The 18393-nt window shown below is 63.7% G+C and carries 14 protein-coding genes; 6 read left to right on the top strand and 8 right to left on the bottom strand.

The window, feature by feature from the left end; translation table 11 throughout:
- The first annotated feature begins 48 nt into the window (after nt 1–48).
- From hpf to ACZM96_RS01750, 4 genes are all read left to right on the top strand, one after another.
- Nucleotides 49–384 carry a ribosome hibernation-promoting factor, HPF/YfiA family gene (hpf, locus tag ACZM96_RS01765; protein ID WP_294487002.1) on the top strand — a complete coding sequence of 112 codons (336 nt, stop codon included), beginning with the start codon at nt 49–51 and terminating at the stop codon, nt 382–384.
- Nucleotides 385–539: 155 nt separating this feature from the next.
- Nucleotides 540–1826, top strand: coding sequence for an ATP-dependent 6-phosphofructokinase (locus tag ACZM96_RS01760; RefSeq protein WP_346665928.1), 1287 nt, complete (start codon nt 540–542; stop codon nt 1824–1826).
- A gap of 234 nt (nt 1827–2060) precedes the next feature.
- Nucleotides 2061–5489, top strand: coding sequence for a UvrD-helicase domain-containing protein (locus tag ACZM96_RS01755; RefSeq protein ID WP_489486930.1), 3429 nt, complete (start codon nt 2061–2063; stop codon nt 5487–5489).
- The gene (locus ACZM96_RS01750; RefSeq protein WP_489486929.1) at nt 5482–8475 is read left to right on the top strand and encodes a PD-(D/E)XK nuclease family protein; all 2994 of its coding nucleotides are present in this window, start codon (nt 5482–5484) and stop codon (nt 8473–8475) included. Before ACZM96_RS01755 ends, ACZM96_RS01750 begins: the two co-directional genes overlap by 8 nt.
- Nucleotides 8476–8609: 134 nt before the next feature.
- Here ACZM96_RS01750 and ACZM96_RS01745 read toward each other — a convergent pair whose 3' ends face one another.
- From ACZM96_RS01745 to ACZM96_RS01710, 8 genes are all read right to left on the bottom strand, one after another.
- On the bottom strand, nt 8610–9056 hold the full coding sequence (locus ACZM96_RS01745; protein ID WP_489486927.1) for a C-GCAxxG-C-C family protein: 447 nt from the start codon (nt 9054–9056) through the stop codon (nt 8610–8612).
- A 159-nt stretch (nt 9057–9215) separates the two neighbouring features.
- Nucleotides 9216–9866, bottom strand: a complete 651-nt coding sequence (locus ACZM96_RS01740) for a potassium channel family protein (RefSeq protein ID WP_346665922.1) — start codon at nt 9864–9866, stop codon at nt 9216–9218.
- 14 nt (nt 9867–9880) lie between these two features.
- Nucleotides 9881–11224: a TrkH family potassium uptake protein gene (locus ACZM96_RS01735; RefSeq protein ID WP_346665921.1), complete on the bottom strand. Its 1344-nt coding sequence runs from the start codon at nt 11222–11224 to the stop codon at nt 9881–9883.
- Between the two features lie 282 nt (nt 11225–11506).
- Entirely contained in the window at nt 11507–12946 is a 1440-nt protein-coding gene (gene dnaB / locus ACZM96_RS01730; RefSeq protein WP_489486925.1) for a replicative DNA helicase, read from the bottom strand.
- Between the two features lie 48 nt (nt 12947–12994).
- Complete coding sequence (gene rplI, locus ACZM96_RS01725; protein ID WP_346665919.1) at nt 12995–13513, bottom strand: 50S ribosomal protein L9; 519 nt, start codon at nt 13511–13513, stop codon at nt 12995–12997.
- A 16-nt stretch (nt 13514–13529) separates the two neighbouring features.
- Entirely contained in the window at nt 13530–13793 is a 264-nt protein-coding gene (gene rpsR, locus ACZM96_RS01720) for a 30S ribosomal protein S18 (protein WP_294446488.1), read from the bottom strand.
- On the bottom strand, nt 13793–14107 hold the full coding sequence (gene rpsF, locus ACZM96_RS01715; RefSeq protein ID WP_294486971.1) for a 30S ribosomal protein S6: 315 nt from the start codon (nt 14105–14107) through the stop codon (nt 13793–13795). Before rpsF ends, rpsR begins: the two co-directional genes overlap by 1 nt.
- Nucleotides 14108–14580: 473 nt before the next feature.
- Complete coding sequence (locus tag ACZM96_RS01710; RefSeq protein ID WP_489486924.1) at nt 14581–15321, bottom strand: DUF4851 domain-containing protein; 741 nt, start codon at nt 15319–15321, stop codon at nt 14581–14583.
- 155 nt (nt 15322–15476) lie between these two features.
- Between ACZM96_RS01710 and ACZM96_RS01705 the strand changes: the two genes are divergently transcribed.
- Both ACZM96_RS01705 and ahbC read left to right on the top strand, forming a co-directional pair.
- Nucleotides 15477–16517: a tRNA-specific 2-thiouridylase gene (locus tag ACZM96_RS01705; protein WP_489486923.1), complete on the top strand. Its 1041-nt coding sequence runs from the start codon at nt 15477–15479 to the stop codon at nt 16515–16517.
- A gap of 449 nt (nt 16518–16966) precedes the next feature.
- Nucleotides 16967–18151, top strand: coding sequence for a 12,18-didecarboxysiroheme deacetylase (gene ahbC / locus ACZM96_RS01700; protein WP_489486921.1), 1185 nt, complete (start codon nt 16967–16969; stop codon nt 18149–18151).
- Nucleotides 18152–18393: the final 242 nt, after the last annotated feature.

The following is an 18393-nucleotide window of genomic DNA, read 5'->3' as shown; positions in this document are numbered from 1 at the left end:
GAACGCGGGTTTGCCCCGCTCCCGGCCCGGCCGGGGAAGGAATTGCTTATGCAGATCGAAGTCGTTTTCCGCAATCTTACCCCTTCCGATCCCCTGAAGAGCTACGCCCTCAAGCGTTTTCAGAAGATAGAGCGCATGGTTGGCGATGAGGAAGCAAAGCTGCTCGTCACGCTTTCCATGGAAAACAATCGTCCCAAGGCCGACCTGCTGCTTACCGGACAGAATCTGAACTTCGCCGCCAGCGAAAAGAACGACGACATGTACGCCGCCATCGACCTGTGCAACGACCGCATCGGACAGCAGCTGCGCAAGGCCAGCGAACGCCGCAGTCAGATCAACCGCGACACCATGGTCGATTCCCTCGGCAACGGCGACAACGCGTAACCTCTGATCAAAACTTCCTAGAATACACTCCAGCCTCCGGCCGCATCCGCGACCGGAGGCTCCGTTTTTCTCTCGGAGCCTGTCCCCCAAAGTTTTGCGTGACAAGCGAAATCAAAAAAAGTATCCTTTCCGCTCTAGGATTCCGGAGGCTTCAGATGACTCATGAAATAGATACGCATATCATGACGGTGGGAAAGGCAAAAATCGACAACCCCGCCATAGGCCCCTACATCGACGACACTCCCGTGCCCTTCTACCTCGACGCCGAACACGGCGGCGAAGACGTCAAGGGCCTGGAAGATACGCCCATCTATATCGAACAGGCCGGTCCCCGCGAACACGTCTATTACGATCCCGGCAAGACCAAGGCCGCCATCGTCACCTGCGGCGGACTCTGCCCCGGACTCAACGACGTCATCCGCGCCGTGGTGCTCGAATCCTACTACGGCTACGGCGTGCGCTCCATTCTCGGCATCCGCTACGGCCTCGAAGGCTTCATTCCCAAGTATCACCACGACATCATGGAGCTCACGCCCCGCAACGTGTCGGAAATCCACACCTTCGGCGGCACCATTCTGGGTTCCTCCCGCGGCCCGCAGAGCCCCGAGGAAATCGTGGACGCCCTTGAACGCATGAACGTCAACATGCTCTACATCATCGGCGGCGACGGCACCATGAAGGCCGCCTCGGCCATTCAGGAAGAAATCTTCCGCCGTCAGCTCCACACGTCCGTGATCGGCATTCCCAAGACCATCGACAACGACATCAACTTCGTGCCCAAGTCCTTCGGCTTCGACACCGCCGTGGACGTGGCCACCTCATCCCTGCGCTGCGCCCACACCGAGGCCATCGGCGCGCCCTACGGCGTGGGCCTCGTCAAGCTCATGGGCCGCGAGTCCGGCTTCATCGCCGCGCAGGCCACGCTCTCGCTCAACATCGTCAACTTCGTGCTCGTGCCCGAGGTGCCCTTCAAGCTCGAAGGCGAAGGCGGCCTGCTGCCCGCCCTTGAGGAACGCCTCAGAAACCGCTCCCACGCCGTCATCGTGGCGGCCGAAGGCGCAGGGCAGGACCTGCTCACCGCAAGCGGCAAAACCGACGCTTCCGGCAACCGCGTGCTGGGCGACATCGGCCTCTTCCTGCAGAAGGCCATCAAGAACTATTTCGCCGACAAGGACATGAACGTCACGGTCAAGTACATCGACCCGAGCTACATCGTGCGCTCCGTGCCCGCCAACACCAACGACCGCGTTTACTGCGGCCTGCTCGGGCGCAACGCCGTGCACGCGGCCATGGCCGGCAAGACCAACATGGTCGTCGCCCGCCTGCTCGACCGCTTCGTGCATCTGCCGCTCCAGCTCGTCACGCGACGCCGCCGCCAGATCGACATCAAGTCCAACTACTGGCGCTCCGTCATCGCCACCACGGGCCAGCGCCTCGCGTAGCGCGCGAATCGCCGGCGAAAAGCGCGGGCGTTCCCTTCGCCGAAAACCGGCAGGGCATCATCTTTTCAGGGCAGGCAGGAGCCGCCCGGCAGGGCCTCCGCAGCACTTCTGCGGAGGCCTTTTTTATGCCTCAGAAACGCCGCGCCGCAAGGAAACAATTTCCGTCTTGCGAACTTATGCGGAATGGCCGATGATGACAAAGGAAGAATGCCCTTCCCCCAAACCCCGTCCGACATGAGCGAATTCAGACAGATCAAGGCTTCCGCAGGTTCCGGCAAGACCTACACCCTGACCAGCAGCTTTCTTTCCCTGCTCGCGGGCTCTTCGGGCGCGTCCTGGAGCCGTCCGCCCTCAGGCTGCGCCGTGCCGGACGGCGACGCCTACGGCTGGCAGGAAATTCTCGCCATCACCTTCACCAACAAGGCCGCCACCGAAATGCGCGAGAGGCTGCTCTCGCGGCTGAAAGGCATGGCGCTCGCTTCGCCCTCCGCCGCGGCTTCGGAAAAGTTCTGGAAACCGGCAAAAGCCCGCGACGCCGTCAACATGCTCATCCGCAGCTACGGCTCCCTGAACATCCGCACCATCGACAGCCTGCTGCACCTCATGGTGCGCCTCTCCGCGCTGGACTTCGATCTTTCCCCGGACTTCGAGCCCCGCTTTGCCGACAGCGACATCACCGGCCCCATCTTCGACGACATGGCCGAGCAGGCCCGCGAAGCCCCCGAACTCGGCGACCTGTTCCGCCGCGCCTGCCGTCAGATGCTCCGTTCGGAAAAGACCCGCGGATTTCTGGCCGGAGAGCGCATCCGCGAACGCGTCACGGCCATGGTCTCGCTCATGCTCGCGGGCGACGGCTGGAACATCCGCGATCTTGCCTCGCCGGAAGAGGCGGAAGATCATTTTCAGGCCGTGCTGCGCGGCATTGAAAACGATGCCAGAGACATGCGCGCCCGCATCGAACAGGAAGAGCTCAAGGCGAGCAAGCATTTTCTCAACGCGCTGAACGCCTGCATCGAATGCGGCGGACGCGCCACCAAGCTGCCTCTCTCCTCGGCCATGTTTCAGAAGGAAAGCTTCGACGAGTGCCTGCTCAAGGCGTCGAAGGGAACTGCCAGCCTTTCGCTGCACGCGCTCTACGAAAGCCTGCAAAGCGACCTCAGGGAAGTGCGCGTGCTTCTCGGCGCGCGGCGGCTCATGCCCTTTGCCGAGCTTGCGCAGGCCGTCTATGCCAGGCTGGAGCACTACGAGCGCAAAAACGGCGTCATTGCCGCCTCGCAGGTGCCGAGGCTCGCCATTCGCGCCGCCGACGACAGCGAAGGCGTGAACGAACTCTTCTGCCGCCTCGGCGCGAGCATCACCCACATGCTCATCGACGAATTTCAGGACACGAGCCGCGATCAGTGGCTGGCGCTCCAGCCGCTGGCCGAGGAAGCGCTCGCCAAGAACGGCTCGCTCACCATCGTGGGGGACGTGAAACAGGCCATCTACGGCTGGCGCGGCGGCGACGCGGCGCTCTTCGATCAGCTCGTGCGGCCGGGTTCGCCGCTGCTTGCGCTGGTGGATCATCCCACGCTGGAAACGCTGCCCTACAACTGGCGCAGCCGTCAGCGCATCGTGGCGTGGAACAACGCCCTGTTCTCCCCGCTCGGCGACACGGACGTGGCCAAAGAACTGCTCGCCCCGCTGGCCGAAGGCGACGAAGGGCTGCTGCAGAGCGAAGCCGCGCTGCTCAGCGAAGCCTTCGACCGCGCCGCCCAGAGCGCGGAACACTGCGCGCCCGGCGGATTCGTGCGCCTGCGCACGCTCGACAAGGGCCGCGAAGAGGAAGAGCTTTCCGTGATGCTGCCGGACATGGTGGAAAAGATGGGACGCTCGCGGCCGTGGGGGGACATCTGCATTCTTGCGCGCAACAACGATCAGGCCGCCAAGGCCGCCTCGTGGCTCATGAGCCGGCGCATTCCCGTGGTCACGCAGGGGAGCCTGCTGCTCGCCGAACAGCCGGTCATTGCGGGACTTGTGAGCCTGCTGCGCTTCATGAACGATCCCGACGACGACATCGCCTTCTGGTCGGCCCTGTGCGCCCGGGAGCTGCTGCCGCCCATGACCGCGCCGGACGGCTCGCCGCTTGACGAAGGCGCACTGCTCGACTGGGCCGCGCGACGCTCCCGGCAAAAAAGCATGGCGCGTCAGTTTGCCGCCGACTTTCCCGAAGCCTGGCAGAACGTGTTTGCGCCCCTGCACGACAACGCGGGCCTGCTCACGCCCTACGACGCCGTCATGGAAGTGCTGGAGCGCTGGAACGTGTTCGAGCGCTGCGGCTCGGCCGAAGGCTTTGTGCGCCGCTTTCTGGAGGTGCTGTTCTGCGCCGAGGAACAGGGCGTGTCCGATCTTTCCGGCTTTCTCGATCTGTGGGATTCAAGCGGCAGTCAGGAAAAGGCCCCGCTGCCCGAGAGCATGGACGCCGTGCGCATCATGACCATGCACAAGGCCAAGGGGCTGGAATTCGAGGTGGTCATTCTGCCCTGGCTCAATTTTTCCCTCGGCCGGGCCTCGGACGACAAGTCCGTGTTCTGGAACAGCCGCGGCACGGGCCTGCTTGCGCCGCTGTGCCGGGAAATGGGCAGGCCATGGCTTCAGGACCGCATGGACACGGCGCGCGAATCGCTGCACCTCATCTATGTGGCCATGACCCGCGCGGTGTCCGAGCTGCACTGTTTTCTGTCCGATCCCGACGAAGGGCCCATCCCCTTCATGCTCGACGCGCTGCTCTCCCGGGTGAGAAGCTCGATGGAAGAGAAGGACGGCGCGCTCGTGTGGGGCGAAACGCCCGATCTGCCGCCTTCCGCGTCCGCTCCGGCGGACGACGCGCCTTCCGGCGAAGCGCAGAGCGCTGAAAAGACGCAGAACATCGGCGAGAGCCCGCGCGACGGCAAGGCGCAAGCCTCAGGCAGCGCCCCGGCGTCCGCCGCCCCCGCGGCAGACGAATCCACAGCCGCCCGCACGGAAGCCGAACCCGCAGCAACCGCTCCCGCGGCAGGCAATCCCGCCTCGCCCGAGGCAGCGCCCGACTCTGCGGATGCGCCGCCCGCTCCGGACGGGCAGCCGGGCGAAGACTGGCGGCCCATGGGCTGGCTTCCGCGCCTGCGCATGTTCCGCAGTCCGCTCGAAGACTGGACCTTCACGCCCAAGCGGCGCGGCACGCTCATTCATCACTGCCTGGAAAGCCTTCAGGTATCCGGCGTGGGCGAGGCCTCGGCAAGGCGCGACGCCGCGCTTGCGGCCGCGCGCGGCATTTCCACGTTTCCGCTGCCCGTGCCGGACAGGGAAAACGTGCAGAAGCAGGTGGAAGACGTTCTGTGCTGGTACGCGCTTCAGCCGGAAACGCCGCACTGGCTGGCCTTCGGCACGCCGGAGCACGCCCTGCTCGATGCAGACGGGCGTCAGTTCCGCGTGGATCTGCTGGTGGACGACGGCCGGGAACTCGTGGCCGTGGAGTACAAGACCGGCACTGCGGGCAATCTTCCCGCGCCCGAGCACAAGGCCCAGCTCATGCGCTATCTGAACCTGCTTCACGAGGCGAGCGGCGCAAACGTGCGCGGCGCGCTGGTGTATCTCGACCGCCGCGAAATATTCCCGATTCTTCCCGGAGACGACCATGAGTAGCCGCACCCGTACCTTCAGCCCGTTCCAGATCGTGCCCTGGGACGACGACTTCATGCTGCGCGTCCACGATCTTGTCCGCGACATGACGGGCGGCCGTCCCGGCAAGGCGGTCATCGTGTTTCCTCTCAATCGTCCGCGGCGCTACCTGCTCGACATCTACCGCCGGGAGGCGGACAGGCCCATGCTGCTGCCGCACATCATCAATTCGGGCCAGCTCGTGCAGACCTGCCTTGAAAGCTGGACCCGTTCCGTGCCGCGCATGGCGGGCACGCTGGATCAGGTGGCCGTGCTCAAGGAATGTCTGCTGGAAATAAGCGGTCAGGAAGAAGAAGGAAGTCCGCTTGCAAAGCTTGCCGGAAGTCTGGATGACGACGACGGCATGGCCCGCTTCTACCCCTGGGGCGTGCGCCTTGCGCATCTTCTCGACGAATGCGCCGGGCACATGGTGGAAGCCTCGGACCTGCTCCATGTGGACGACATGGTGGCTCCCTACGCGGCGGCCCTGCTCGGAAGCCTCAGCCGCATTCAGGAACGCTACCGCTCCGCGCTTCGCAGCCGCGGCCTGAGCACGGCGGGGCTCGAAGCCCAGCACGCGGCCCAGCTTGCCGGAGCCTCGCCCGATCTGCCCCTCAAGCTTCAGGGAAAGAGCGTGATTCTGGCCGGATTCGTGCGGCTCACCCGCGCGGAAGACAAGCTTTTCCGCTACCTGTGGGAACACGGGGCGCGCGTGTGCCTGCACACCGATCCGGACATTCTCTCCGGCGCGGGGCACTGGAGCTGCGCCGAACACAGGGAATGGCTTTCGCGCTGGAAGGCCCGGGGCGAAGTGCTGGGCGAGAGCCGCGGCCGGGAACCGGTCATTCACTTTCACGCGGGCTACGATCTGCACTCGCAGCTTCTGGAACTCAAAAAGGAACTGGAAACGCATCCGCACCCGGAAGAGAGCCGCGCCGTGGTCATCACCCACGACTCTCTGCTCATGCCCACGCTGCATCACATTCCGGAAAAGAGCATCAACATTTCTCTCGGCTATCCGCTGGAGCGCTCGCTGCTGGCCCAGCTTGCGGAACGGCTCATGGAAACGCGCCGCGGCATGAACGCCGCAGGCCTCGTTCACTGGAAAAGCTTCATGGCGCTCATCCGTCACCCGTACGTGCGCATGCTCGGCGTGCCCGCGGCCGAAGAAGGGGGAGAGCCCGTGCCGCTTCGCCCCTTTCTCTCCCGTCTGGAAGCCAGGCTGCGCACCGGCAGCCGCATGGTGGACGCCGGTGCCTGCACCTCCGATCTCGTGGACGACATTCTCGGCGATCTGGACGGCAGGCCCCCGGTGGAAGAGCTCAACGAAGCGACCGGCCAGCTTCTGGAAAAGGTGGTGGACACGCTCGTCACGAAGTGGCGGAATCTGGAAACGCTGGAAGACATGGCCGCAAGGCTCCGGGAACTGTGTCAGCTGCTGCTGGAATACGGCGCGCACATCTGGCCGCGCTTCCCGCTGGATGCGGAATGCCTTGCCCGCCTCATGCAGGGCGTGATTCCCGAACTTTCCGACAACGCCATGTCCGGCGAATATCTGTCCCTGGAATCCATCTTTTCCATCGTGCATCAGAATCTTGCGGAGCAGCGCGTACCCTTTGAGGCCGATCCGCTCACGGGCCTGCAGATCCTCGGCACGCTGGAAACCCGTCTGCTGCACTTCGACCGCGTGTACCTGCTCGACATGACCGAAGACGCCCTGCCCGGAGCGCCCGCGCGCGATCCGCTGCTGCCCGACAATCTCCGTCCGCTGCTCGGCCTGCCGGACAACAGCCGCCGCGACATGCTCGCCGCGCACACCTTTCACCGGCTCATCGCCGGGGCCCGGGAAGTGTTTCTCTACTGGCAGGAAGGCGTGCAGACCGGAGTCATGGACGGCAAGAAACTGCGCTCCCGGCTGGTGGAAGAAGCCGTCTGGCGGGTGGAACAGCAAAAGGGCGCGCTGCTGCGCCAGGGCTCGGAGCCGCTCTTCGCCTCGGCTTTTCCCATGGCGGAGCCGCCGGTTCCGGAGTACGCGCCCATTCTCCGCACGGACGCCATCAATGAACGCATGCATGAAGTCATGGAGCGCAAGCTCTCGCCCACGGGGCTCGACACCTACATTTCCTGCCCGGCGCGATTCTTCCGCAAGTATGTGTGCGCGCTGAAGGAAGCGGACGAAGTCGTGGAAGGCGACGACTATCTCGGCGTGGGCAACCTGCTGCACACCGTGCTTCAGCGGGCCTTCGAGCCCTTTGTCGGGCTTCCCGTGGGGCAGGGCTCCCTGCAGCCCGAGCAGCTCGAAGCGCTGTTCCGGGAAGAACTCGACGCCAGTGGCCTTGCCGTAAATCTGCCCGCGCAGAGCCGCTTCATGCTGGAAGCCGCGGGCCCGGCCAGACTGCGCGCCTTTGCCGCCGCGCAGCCCGAAGTGCTCGAACTGCTCCAGCTTGAGCACAACGTGTCGGCCGTGTTCCAGGAAGGAAAACGCCGCTTCACGCTGGAAGGAAAAATCGACCGCCTCGACCGCCGCGAGCAGGGACTCGTCATTCTCGACTACAAGAGCGGCAGCACGAGCCGGCAGCCGCACTCCTCCTTCTGGAGCGACGAGAGCCTCTGGGACGCCATGATGGAGTGGCGGCCCGGCAAGGCCGATCCGCTGCCGGACCTTGCGCGCGCCCTGCCCAGCATTCAGCTGCCCGCCTATCTCTACATGTGCGGCAACGACCCGCAGAACGCGGAATCCCTGCGCTTCGCGCCGCTCTACGACGCCGCCCTCGTGCAGCTTGCCGACCGCGGCGACGAAATTCCCCTGCTCGGCGCAAACATCGACGAAATGACGCGCGAGAGCATCATCACGGAGCGCATTCCCGCCCTGCTCGGCTTCGTGCTGCGGCACATGGCCACGGCCGAGAGCTTCGCGCCGCGCCGCACCGACCGCTGCGAGCGCTGCCCCTACCGGAACTGCTGCCGCTGAAAGGAGCGAAGCCCGACGCGACCTTGAAACGCCCCGAAAGGCGCAGAAAGCTTTCAGGAAAACGCACAGAAAAGCGCTCCCGGAACCATGTTCCGGGAGCGCTTCGACCTCTGCTTCGTCCGCTCTTTTGAGGCTTACGCCTCGGCGCGGGAATCCTGTTTTTCGTCCTCGGCAAGCATCTCGTCGAGCACCGCGCAGGTCTGCGCGAGCATGTCTGCACACACGGTGGCAAAAAGGCCCTTTTCCGCGGCGGCCTTCATCACGCCCGGCTGCGTGATGTCCATGCCGAGAATATCCCGGCAGGAGCGGCACGGCTGCATTTTCGACAGACGCCTTTCAAATTCCGACACCTTTTCCACGAGCAGCGCCTTTTTGGCCTTGCCCTCTTCCAGCGTGTCCGCCCTGCCGTAGCGAAGCCCGAGCACGATGTGCGCGCCGCAGATGCAGCCGCAGGTGTCCGCATGCCCCATGCCCGTGCCGAACGCCGAGCCCATGCCCACGGCCAGAGAATCCTCAATGCCGAGACGCGGCGCGCAGTGCAGGCACACCTTCTGCGCGCACAGTCCGAAACGTGATACCATAATGCCTCCGAAATACTGTTCGCTCTCCGGGCAGACCTCCATGCCGAAGCGCCGTTTTCCACACAAAAAATCCGGGGCCGGGCCGGACGCGCATGAAATTCACGACGCCCAGCACAAACGGACTGCCGTCCCCTGCGCAGAGCGCTCGCGCCTGAAACGTCAGTTTTTGCGAAGAAGTTTCTGCACGTCCATGTCGTGGCCGAGCACGAACACGTTTTCCCCGGCCTGAAAGCAGTGCGACGGGCCGGGCATGGGCTGGAGCTCGTCGCCCTTCTTCACGCCGAGCACGTTCACCCGGTAGCGCTGACGCACGGCCAGTTCCTTCACGGTCTTGCCCTGCCATTCCTCGGGCGTGGCTATCTCGTAAATGGAGTACTCGGGCGAGAGCTTCACGTAGTCGAAAATATGATCGCTGCTGTAGCGCATGGCGGCCCAGTCGGCGGTCTGACGCTCGGGGTACACCACGTCGTCCGCGCCGTTGCGCAGAAGGAACTTGGCGTGAACCTGCCGCGACGCCCGGGACAACACAAAACGCGCCCCGTGCTCCTTGAGCAGCGCCGTGGTTTCCAGAGAACTCTGGAAGTCGTCGCCGATGGCGACCACGCACATGTCGAAATTGCTCACGCCCAGCGACCGGATGAACGTTTCGCTGGTGGCATCCGCAATCTGGGCGCTGGTCACGAAGTCCAGCGCTTCGTTGACGCGCTGTTCGTTTTTGTCGATGGCGAGCACGTCGTGATTCAGTTCGCGCAGCTTTCTTGCCATGCGGCGGCCGAAACGACCGAGTCCTATGAGCAGTACGGATTTCATGCGGCACACTCCTTTCAGCCCACGGCCACATCTTCAGAAGGATAGCGGAAGGCGTCCTGACGCAGGCCGGACGACACCGCAAACACGACCGTGAGGCTGCCCACCCTGCCGAAATACATGAGCAGAATGAGAATGCCGCGCGAGGCGTCGGAAAGTTCCGGCGTCGCGCCCAGGGAAAGTCCCACGGTGCCAATGGCCGAAGCGGACTCGAAGAACGCCGTCATGAGCGGCAGCTCGTCGAAGGCGGAAATCAGCATGCCCCCGGCCAGAAAGAGCAGAAGATAAAACATGAATATGCCCGACGCCCGGCGCAGGGCCATGTCCGGCAGTCTGCGGCCGAAGCCGCGCACGTCGTTGCGGTGCAGGAAGATGGAGAGCAGTCCCAGAAGCAGCACGGCGAGCGTGGTGACCTTGAAGCCGCCGCCCGTGGAGCCGGGAGCTGCGCCCACCAGCATGAGCAGCATGGTGACCAGCTTGCCGAGCGGACTCAGCGCGGCGAGATCCACGCTGTTGAAGCCCGCCGTGCGCGGACTCACGGACTGGAAAAACGCGGCGAGCGCGGCCTCCGGGCCGGACATGCCCCAGCTTTCGCGCCGGAACTCGCAGAAAAAGAAGAAGAGGAAGCCGACAAGAAGAAGCGCGGCGGTAAAGAGCAGCACGAGCTTGCTCTGCAGGCGGTAGCTGCGGAAATTCGCGCCGTGCGAGCGCACATCGTCGAGCGTGAGAAAGCCGATGCCGCCCGTGATGATGAGCGCGGCCACCACAAGACAGACCAGCGGATCCGACGCGTAGGCCGTGAGCGAAGCGTAGGGATGCGCCTCTCCCATGAGATCGAAACCGGCGTTGCAGAAGGCCGACACGGAATGAAACAGGGCCATCCACAGGCCCCTGCCGAGTCCCACCTGCGGGCAGAAGCGCAGCGCGAGCAGCGCCGCTCCGGCAAGTTCCACGGCCAGCACGGTTTTAAAAATGAAGCCCGTCAGGCGAACTATGCCTGCAAGCTGCGGCGCGGAAATGGATTCCTGCATGACCCAGCGCAGCCGGAAGCCTATCTTCTGCCCCGCGAGCACGGCCACGGCCACGGCCATGCTCATGACGCCGAGGCCGCCCGCCTGAATGAGCATGAGAATGATCGCCTGGCCGAATTCCGACCAGTAACGCGCGGTGTCGTGAACCACGAGGCCGGTCACGGTAATGGCGGACGTGGCCGTGAACAGCGCGTCGCAAAGTCCCGGCCCGACGCCGTCCCTGGTGGTGAAGGGCAGCATGAGCAGAGCCGTGCCGCAGAGGATGAACAGAAAATAGCCCAGAATGATGATCTGCGAAGGGCTGATGCGTTCTTTGATCCAGAATGACATCTCTTTCTCCGGCTGTCGGCCCGCCCCGGCGTAGTATTGGAGGCCAGCTTTGAGTAGCACGCCCGCGGTGCGCAGGCAAGACGCCGCGCTTTCGGGCAACGAACGGCGTCCCGGCGTGTTTCCCGCGCCCCCGGTCAAAAGGGGCGCAGGCGGCGTTCGCCTTCCGGGCGGACGGCCCGTGCGCTTCGGAAGGACGAGGCTCTCATGCCGTCAGGCTGCGCGCCCCGTCAAAACGACGCAAGACGCGCCACGAGCCGGAGAATTGCGGCCCGGCCGGAACAGTCAGGACTGTGCTTCCGAAGGCTCGACATAGGTGGTTTCGAGGTCGTCGAAGGCCGTGAATTCCGGCCGGTAGGCGAGCTTCACCGTGCCGGTGGGACCGTTTCTGTGCTTGCCGATGATGATTTCGGCAATGCCGGTCTTCTGATGGTCGTCCTTCTTGTTGTAGGCGTCCTCGCGGTGGATGAACATGATGAGGTCGGCGTCCTGTTCAATGGCGCCGGATTCGCGCAGGTCGGAAAGCACAGGACGCTTGTCGGTACGCTCTTCCACCTTTCGATTGAGCTGGGAAAGCGCAATGACGGGAACCTTGAGTTCCTTGGCGAGCGCCTTCAGGTTGCGCGAGATGTCGGAAATTTCCAGTTCGCGGGAGTCGTTGCGCGAGGAGTGCATGAGCTGCAGGTAGTCCACCATGACGAGGTCGAGGCCGTGCTCGGCCTTGAGGCGGCGGCAGCGGGCGCGAAGCGCAAGCGGAGTCAGACCCGCGGTGTCGTCGATGAATATCTTGGCCTGGGAGAGCGCGTCGGCCGAGGCGGAAAGCTTGGCCCAGTCGTCGTCTTCCAGAAAGCCGCGGCGCACGCGGGAGAGCTCCACCCGGCCCCAGGCGCAGAGCATGCGGTCCATGAGCGATTCCTTGCTCATTTCCAGAGAAAAGATGGCCACCGTGGCTCCGCCGGAGAGCGCGGCGCGCATGGCCACGTTGAGGGCGAAGGCCGTCTTGCCCATGGAGGGGCGGGCCGCAAGAATGATGAGGTCGGTGGGCTGGAGGCCGGCGGTCATTCTGTCGAGCATCATGTAGCCCGTGGGCACGCCGGTGGTCACGCTCTTGTTGTTGTAGCGGGCGAGCAGCTCGTCGAACACGGAACGCACAAGTTCGCTGCTGCTTGCAAAGGTCTTGCTGTTGGCGCGTTCGGAAATGGAAAATATGGCGCGCTCCGATTCGTCGAGGAGCGTGGGCACGTCCTTGGAGGCGTCGTAGCAGTTGCTGATGATCTGGGCGGAAGTGTCGATGAGCGCGCGCTGCATGGCCTTGTCGCGCACGATTTTCGCCCAGTGAACGGCGTTGGCGCCGCTCACCACGGCGCGGGAAAGTTCGCCGAGATAGGCCGCACCGCCCGCGGCCTCAAGCTGGGAATGGCTGACCAGCCAGTCGAACACCGTCACTTCGTCCACGGGGGTGTTCTGTTCGCACAGCGCCACGAACGCGCCGAAGATGATCCGGTGCGCAGGAACGTAGAAATCTACGGGACGAAGCTGATCGACGAGCTCCTGAAGCAGGTCGGGCCGCAGGAACACGCCGCTCAGAACGGCCTGTTCGGCCTCTTCGTTGTGCGGCGGAACGCGGCGCAGAAGGTCGTCGCGCGCGCGATCGGAGATTTCGCCTTCCCCGCGGGAAGAACGACGAGAGCCGCCGCTCCGCGAAGGAGCGGCGGCTTCATTCATGACGGTATCCGGGCTGTCCATGACTCGTCAGGCTTCCGGGGAAGCTGATTAGGCATTTTCAGCAGGAGCTTCCGCTTCGGCGGCGGGAGCTTCCACGGGGGCTTCTTCTTCAGCGATGTGCTTTTCTTCAGACACGATCTTCACGGTGAAGGAAGGAACCACGTCGGCATGCAGACGGGCGCGCACGTTGTGTTCGCCCAGGGTGCGGATGGAGCCGTCGAGAAGCAGACGATGACGATCCACTTCGATGCCCATGGCGGCGAGAGCGTCGCCGATCATGGCCGGGGTGACGGAACCATAGAGCTTGTCGTTTTCGCCAACGCGCATGGCGATGGTCACCACCACGCCTTCGAGCTTGGAAGCGAGGTCGGCGGCAGCGGCGCGGAGGGCGTCCATGCGGGCCTGCAGCTTCTTGCGTTCGAGTTCAAACACGCGGATGTTGGCGGGAGTGGCCAGGCTGGCAAGCTGCTGAGGAAGCAGATAGTTGCGGCCGTAGCCGGGCTTGACATTGACGATGTCGCCAAGGTGACCGAGCTTTTCAACGTCGGCACGAAGAATAACTTTCATTTTGTCTCCTATGCCGTTAGATGTTGGTCTTCTTCTTGAGTTCGCTGGAATGAGCGGAAGTGTAGAACAGCAGGGCCATCTGGCGGGCACGCTTGATTTCGGTGGTCAGAGCGCGCTGATGCTTGGCGCAGGTGCCGGTAATGCGACGGGCGACGATCTTGCCGCGTTCGGTGATGAAGTCGCGGAGAATGTCGGGACGCTTGTAGTCGAGAGCCAGTTCGGCGTCGGCGCAGAAGCGGCAGAACTTGCGGCGAGGAGCAAACTTCTTACGGAAAGCCATTACGCGACCTCCTCGGTGGCTTCGACGGAGTCGGCCAGCTTGACGGTCATGAACTTGAACACGCCGTCGGTGATGCGGATGATGCGTTCCAGTTCAGCCACGAGCTGAGAAGGAGCGGCATATTCAAGACGAACATAGAAGCCGCGCATCTGCTTGCGGACGGGATAGGCCAGGTCGCGCATGCCCCACTGATCCACGACGAGCATCTTGCCGCCTTCGCGGGTGATGACTTCGTCCATGGTCTTCAGGACGGTTTCGCGCTCTTCCACAGACAGCTCCGGAGAAAGGAGCAGCAGGGTTTCCATTTTGCGCATGTAGGATATCTCCTTACGGTCAGAGGTCCGCCGCTTCCGACTTCCTGCCGGAAAAACCATACGGCGAACAAGGTGAACTGTCGTATTTACTAGGGTGCCGCGCTTCTGTCAAGTCAAAAAAGGCGCACGGGCGGCGCGACCGGGAGGCAGGAAAGTTGCGCGCTCATCGCACTGCGTCTCCGGCAGCCGCCGGGCCTTTCGCTTCGGAACAGAAGCCGCGGACAGGCGGACGCCGCGATGCGCCGACGCCTGACGCAGGCGGCACCGGCATCGCCACATCATCAATAAAAATAAAGAAGCGAGCGGCGATCATCAGGCCGGAGCGTCGGGCCCGGACTCAGGCCGAAACTCGCGGCATCTTTGCGGCGAGCCCCCGACGCTGCGGAGCCTGCGGGCCTTTCACGCCGCGGAACGTCGAACGCAGCAGATTGCGCCCGGCAGAGGCCGGACGCGCCGCTTCTGCTTCATTTCGATCAGAACAGAATGATCTGATTGGTGCTCACCGAACCCACCACGGGCGCGAGAAGGCTGTCGGAAATGCCGACGCCCACGCGCGCGACGGGCGAGACGGGCTCGGTCACGCCTTCCAGCGTAAACGCCTTCTGCGAGCGAGCGATGAACGCCGAAATATCGGTCACGCGCGGATTCATGCCGGCCAGCAGTTCGGGCGCCGGTTCGCGGTATTCGACCACCAGCTTGTCCTTCTGCGTGGTGCTCGTCCATTCATAACGCGCCACCAGCGTGTCGCCCTTCCAGGCCGTCTTTCCTGCGCCGAGGAACAGGGGCGTCCACGGATCCATGGAGGCCGGACGCACATACACGCGCACGGTGGCGTCGTTGGGGCCGACGCCGTTGCTCTCGTAAAACACCTTCAGCTTCTGATATTCCACGCCCACGGCGCGCACTTCCCAGATCAGTCCGGTGGGGCACTCGGCCAGCATGACGGCGAGCTGCGAGCCTTCCCGTTCCTGAAGCGAGAACCACACGTTGGCGGACACGCAGTTCATGAAGCTGTTCTCGTAGGGCACGCGGCACAGCGTGTAGCCGGAAAGCACGTTGGCATATCCTTCCGCGGCCTTCACGCTCACCGTGGGAGACGACGTGGACACGAAATCTCCGGTGGCGGCGTCCAGACCTCTGTAGATGGGAGCGCCGACGCATCCGCCGAGAAGCGTCACGACGCAGAGCGCCGCGCAGGCCAGAATATGTTTCATAAAGACCCCTCGTTTCAATGGGTTGTCCGAATTTCCCGAATGTCAGGAACTGTCAGCATAAAGCCTTCCCGGCGGATTGGCAACGGGAAGAGATTCCATCGGAGAATGGAGAATCGGTCTTGCCCTCTTCGTCCGCCGATGGCACACTGACGCCCATGAACGTCACTGTTGCCATAAGCGGCGGAACCGACAGCCTCTTCGCCCTGCTCAGCCTCAAGGAGCAGGGACACTCGGTCACGGCTCTGCACGCGCGCTTTCTCCCCGGAGCGGCCGGAACCGAAGCTGTTCCCGCCATGGAAGCCCTCTGCCGTTCCTTCGGCATTCCCCTGCACGTGGTCGATCTCTCCGAAGAGTTCTGCCGCTGCGTCATGACTCCCTTTGCCGAAGAGCACGCCCGGGCGCGCACCCCCAATCCCTGCGCCCTGTGCAACCGGACCATGAAGTTCGGTCGCCTGTTCGACTGCGCCATGAACTACGGCGAAGCGTTCGCCACCGGTCACTACGCCGCGGTGGCGGAACATCCCGTTTACGGCCGGACGCTGCGCGCAGGACGCGACGGCACCAAGGATCAGAGCTACTTTCTCGCGCTGGTTCCCGTCGAGCGCCTGCGCCGCTGCCTCTTTCCGCTCGCGGAATGGAAAAAATCCGACATCCGCGCCAGCCTTGCCGAGCGCGGCATCACGCCGCCCGTGCCCGCCGAAAGTCAGGAAATCTGCTTCATTCCGGGCGACGATCACTACGCCTGGCTCGAAGAGCGCCGCGCCCGCGGTCTGCGTCTGCCCGGTCCCGGCCCCGTGCTGCTCGCCGGAGAAAACCGCGTCATCGCGCAGCATCGGGGACTGTGGCAGTACACCGAAGGCCAGCGCCGCGGACTCGGCATTCCCTGGAAGGAGCCGCTTTACGTGCTGAGACGCCTGCGGGATTCCAACACCCTCGTGGTCGGGCCGAAGAACCTGCTTCCCGCAACCACGTGTTCCGCCGGAGCGCTGAATCTCATGGTCGCCCCCGAGCTCTGGCCGGAACGGCTCTTCGTGCGCGTGCGCTACCATCAGGCTCCGACGCCCGCCCGCGTGAGCGTGGCCGAAGAGCGCATGACCATAACCTTCGACACGCCCCAGCAGCCTCCGGCCCCCGGACAGATCGCCGCCGTGTACGACGCGGACGGCTTCGTGCTTGCGGGCGGCATTCTGGACTAGCACCGCAGAAGAAGGCCCGGTGAAGCCCGGCCGCCCGGCCTTCGCCGCGCGGACGAAAAACGGGGCGTTCCGCCTGCACAAACGCCCCCCCCGGCTCCGTTGCCGAAAACGGCGCTTCGTTGCTCCGCGAGAATGGCGCAGAGCAAGCCCGACCGCGCCGACAATCCCCGCGCTTCTACTTCCAAGGAGAGCGCCTGGTGAATCCGGCAGGCCGACGCCCGGCAGACGAGCGCCGGGCCAAATACCACTGCACGCCGGAGAGCACGGCATTTTCTTCCGAAGTTTCGCGCAAGGTTGCCGGCGTCACTTGATTCCCGGAGCCGGTGCGGCTATGATGTGGCCCGGTCTGCCGCCGAAATGCGGCAGAACCGACGTTTTCCATGCAACATGGCGACGAAGCGGCGCATTCCGCTCCGTCTTTCCCATACAACGCCCAGTGAGGACACTACATGATTGGTATTTCCAAGCTTTACTGCGGACAGGTGGAACCCTCCGACGCCCTGCGTTACGGTCGCCAGTCCGGCAAGCTGCCTTCTCACCTTCTCCAGTTCTCCGCCGACAAGAAGCCGGTCGTCGTCTGGAACATGACGCGCCGCTGCAACCTTAAATGCGTCCACTGCTACGCCCAAGCCGAAACCGACAAGGGCGTCGATCCCATTTCCACCGAACAGGCCAAGGTCATGATCGACGACCTCGCCGCCTACGGCGCGCCGGTCATGCTCTTTTCCGGCGGCGAGCCCACCATCCGCAAGGACATGCCCGAACTTGCCAGCTACGCCACCAGCAAGGGCATGCGCGCGGTCATTTCCACCAACGGCACGCTCATCGACCGCGCCATGGCCAAGCAGCTCAAGGAAGTCGGCCTTTCCTACGTGGGCGTTTCCCTCGACGGCGGCGAAGAGGTCCACGACCACTTCCGCGGCGTGAAGGGCGCGTTCCGCCGGGCCCTCGAAGGCCTCGACTACTGCCGCGAAGAAGGCATCAAGGTGGGCCTGCGCTTCACCATCAACAAGCGCAACGCCGTGGAAATCCCCAAGATTTTCGACATCCTGCGCGAACGCAACATTCCCCGCGTGTGCTTCTATCACCTGGTGTACTCGGGCCGCGGCACCGAGCTCATCAATGAAGACCTGAACCATCAGGAAACCCGCGCCGTGGTCGATCTCATCATGGACAAGACCCGCGAATGCTTCGACGCCGGCACCCCCAAGGAAGTGCTCACCGTGGACAACCACGCCGACGGCCCCTACGTGTGGATGCGCCTGCTCAAGGAAGATCCCAAGCGCGCCGAAGAAGTGTTCCAGCTGCTGCAGTTCAACGAGGGCAACAGCTCCGGCCGCGGCATCGGCTGCATTTCCTGGAACGGCGACGTTTCTGCCGACCAGTTCTGGCGTCATCACGTGTTCGGCAACGTGCTTGAACGTCCCTTCTCCGAAATCTGGGACGACCCGAACATCGAACTGCTGCACAAGCTCAAGGACAAGAAGCCCTACGTGAAGGGCCGCTGCGCCAAGTGCCGCTTCCTCAACATCTGCGGCGGCAACTTCCGCTCCCGCGCCGAAGCCTACTACGGCGATGAGTGGGCCGAAGATCCGGCCTGCTACCTCACCGACGAAGAAATCGGCATCAAGTAGCACACAGCTCACCACAACGGGGAGGCTCCGCGGAGCTTCCCCGTTTTCTATTTTCCCCAAAAATATTGCATTTTCTAAGACTACCGCAGACAGTTCAAAAATCAGAAACGTGATCCCATGGCCATCCCTTCTCTTGACAGCTATCTTTTCGCCACGCTTTCCACGGCTCCCAAAGACACTCCCTTTTCCATCAATGAGGTGGTGGGGCCAGTCACTCAAATGCTGCATGTTTCCAAAGAGGA

The sequence above is a fragment of the Mailhella sp. genome (assembly GCF_057866825.1).
The sequence above is the reverse complement of the archived record's forward strand: the minus strand, read 5'-3'. Positions and strand labels throughout refer to the sequence as shown.

Excerpts from the sequence above, each read along its gene's own strand:
- hpf (WP_294487002.1), top strand. The coding sequence starts at position 49 with ATGCAGATCGAAGTCGTTTTCCGCAATCTTACCCCTTCCGATCCCCTG.
- ACZM96_RS01760 (WP_346665928.1), top strand. The coding sequence starts at position 540 with ATGACTCATGAAATAGATACGCATATCATGACGGTGGGAAAGGCAAAA.
- ACZM96_RS01755 (WP_489486930.1), top strand. The coding sequence starts at position 2,061 with ATGAGCGAATTCAGACAGATCAAGGCTTCCGCAGGTTCCGGCAAGACC.
- ACZM96_RS01750 (WP_489486929.1), top strand. The coding sequence starts at position 5,482 with ATGAGTAGCCGCACCCGTACCTTCAGCCCGTTCCAGATCGTGCCCTGG.
- ACZM96_RS01745 (WP_489486927.1), bottom strand. The coding sequence starts at position 9,056 with ATGGTATCACGTTTCGGACTGTGCGCGCAGAAGGTGTGCCTGCACTGC.
- ACZM96_RS01740 (WP_346665922.1), bottom strand. The coding sequence starts at position 9,866 with ATGAAATCCGTACTGCTCATAGGACTCGGTCGTTTCGGCCGCCGCATG.
- ACZM96_RS01735 (WP_346665921.1), bottom strand. The coding sequence starts at position 11,224 with ATGTCATTCTGGATCAAAGAACGCATCAGCCCTTCGCAGATCATCATT.
- dnaB (WP_489486925.1), bottom strand. The coding sequence starts at position 12,946 with ATGAATGAAGCCGCCGCTCCTTCGCGGAGCGGCGGCTCTCGTCGTTCT.
- rplI (WP_346665919.1), bottom strand. The coding sequence starts at position 13,513 with ATGAAAGTTATTCTTCGTGCCGACGTTGAAAAGCTCGGTCACCTTGGC.
- rpsR (WP_294446488.1), bottom strand. The coding sequence starts at position 13,793 with ATGGCTTTCCGTAAGAAGTTTGCTCCTCGCCGCAAGTTCTGCCGCTTC.
- rpsF (WP_294486971.1), bottom strand. The coding sequence starts at position 14,107 with ATGCGCAAAATGGAAACCCTGCTGCTCCTTTCTCCGGAGCTGTCTGTG.
- ACZM96_RS01710 (WP_489486924.1), bottom strand. The coding sequence starts at position 15,321 with ATGAAACATATTCTGGCCTGCGCGGCGCTCTGCGTCGTGACGCTTCTC.
- ACZM96_RS01705 (WP_489486923.1), top strand. The coding sequence starts at position 15,477 with ATGAACGTCACTGTTGCCATAAGCGGCGGAACCGACAGCCTCTTCGCC.
- ahbC (WP_489486921.1), top strand. The coding sequence starts at position 16,967 with ATGATTGGTATTTCCAAGCTTTACTGCGGACAGGTGGAACCCTCCGAC.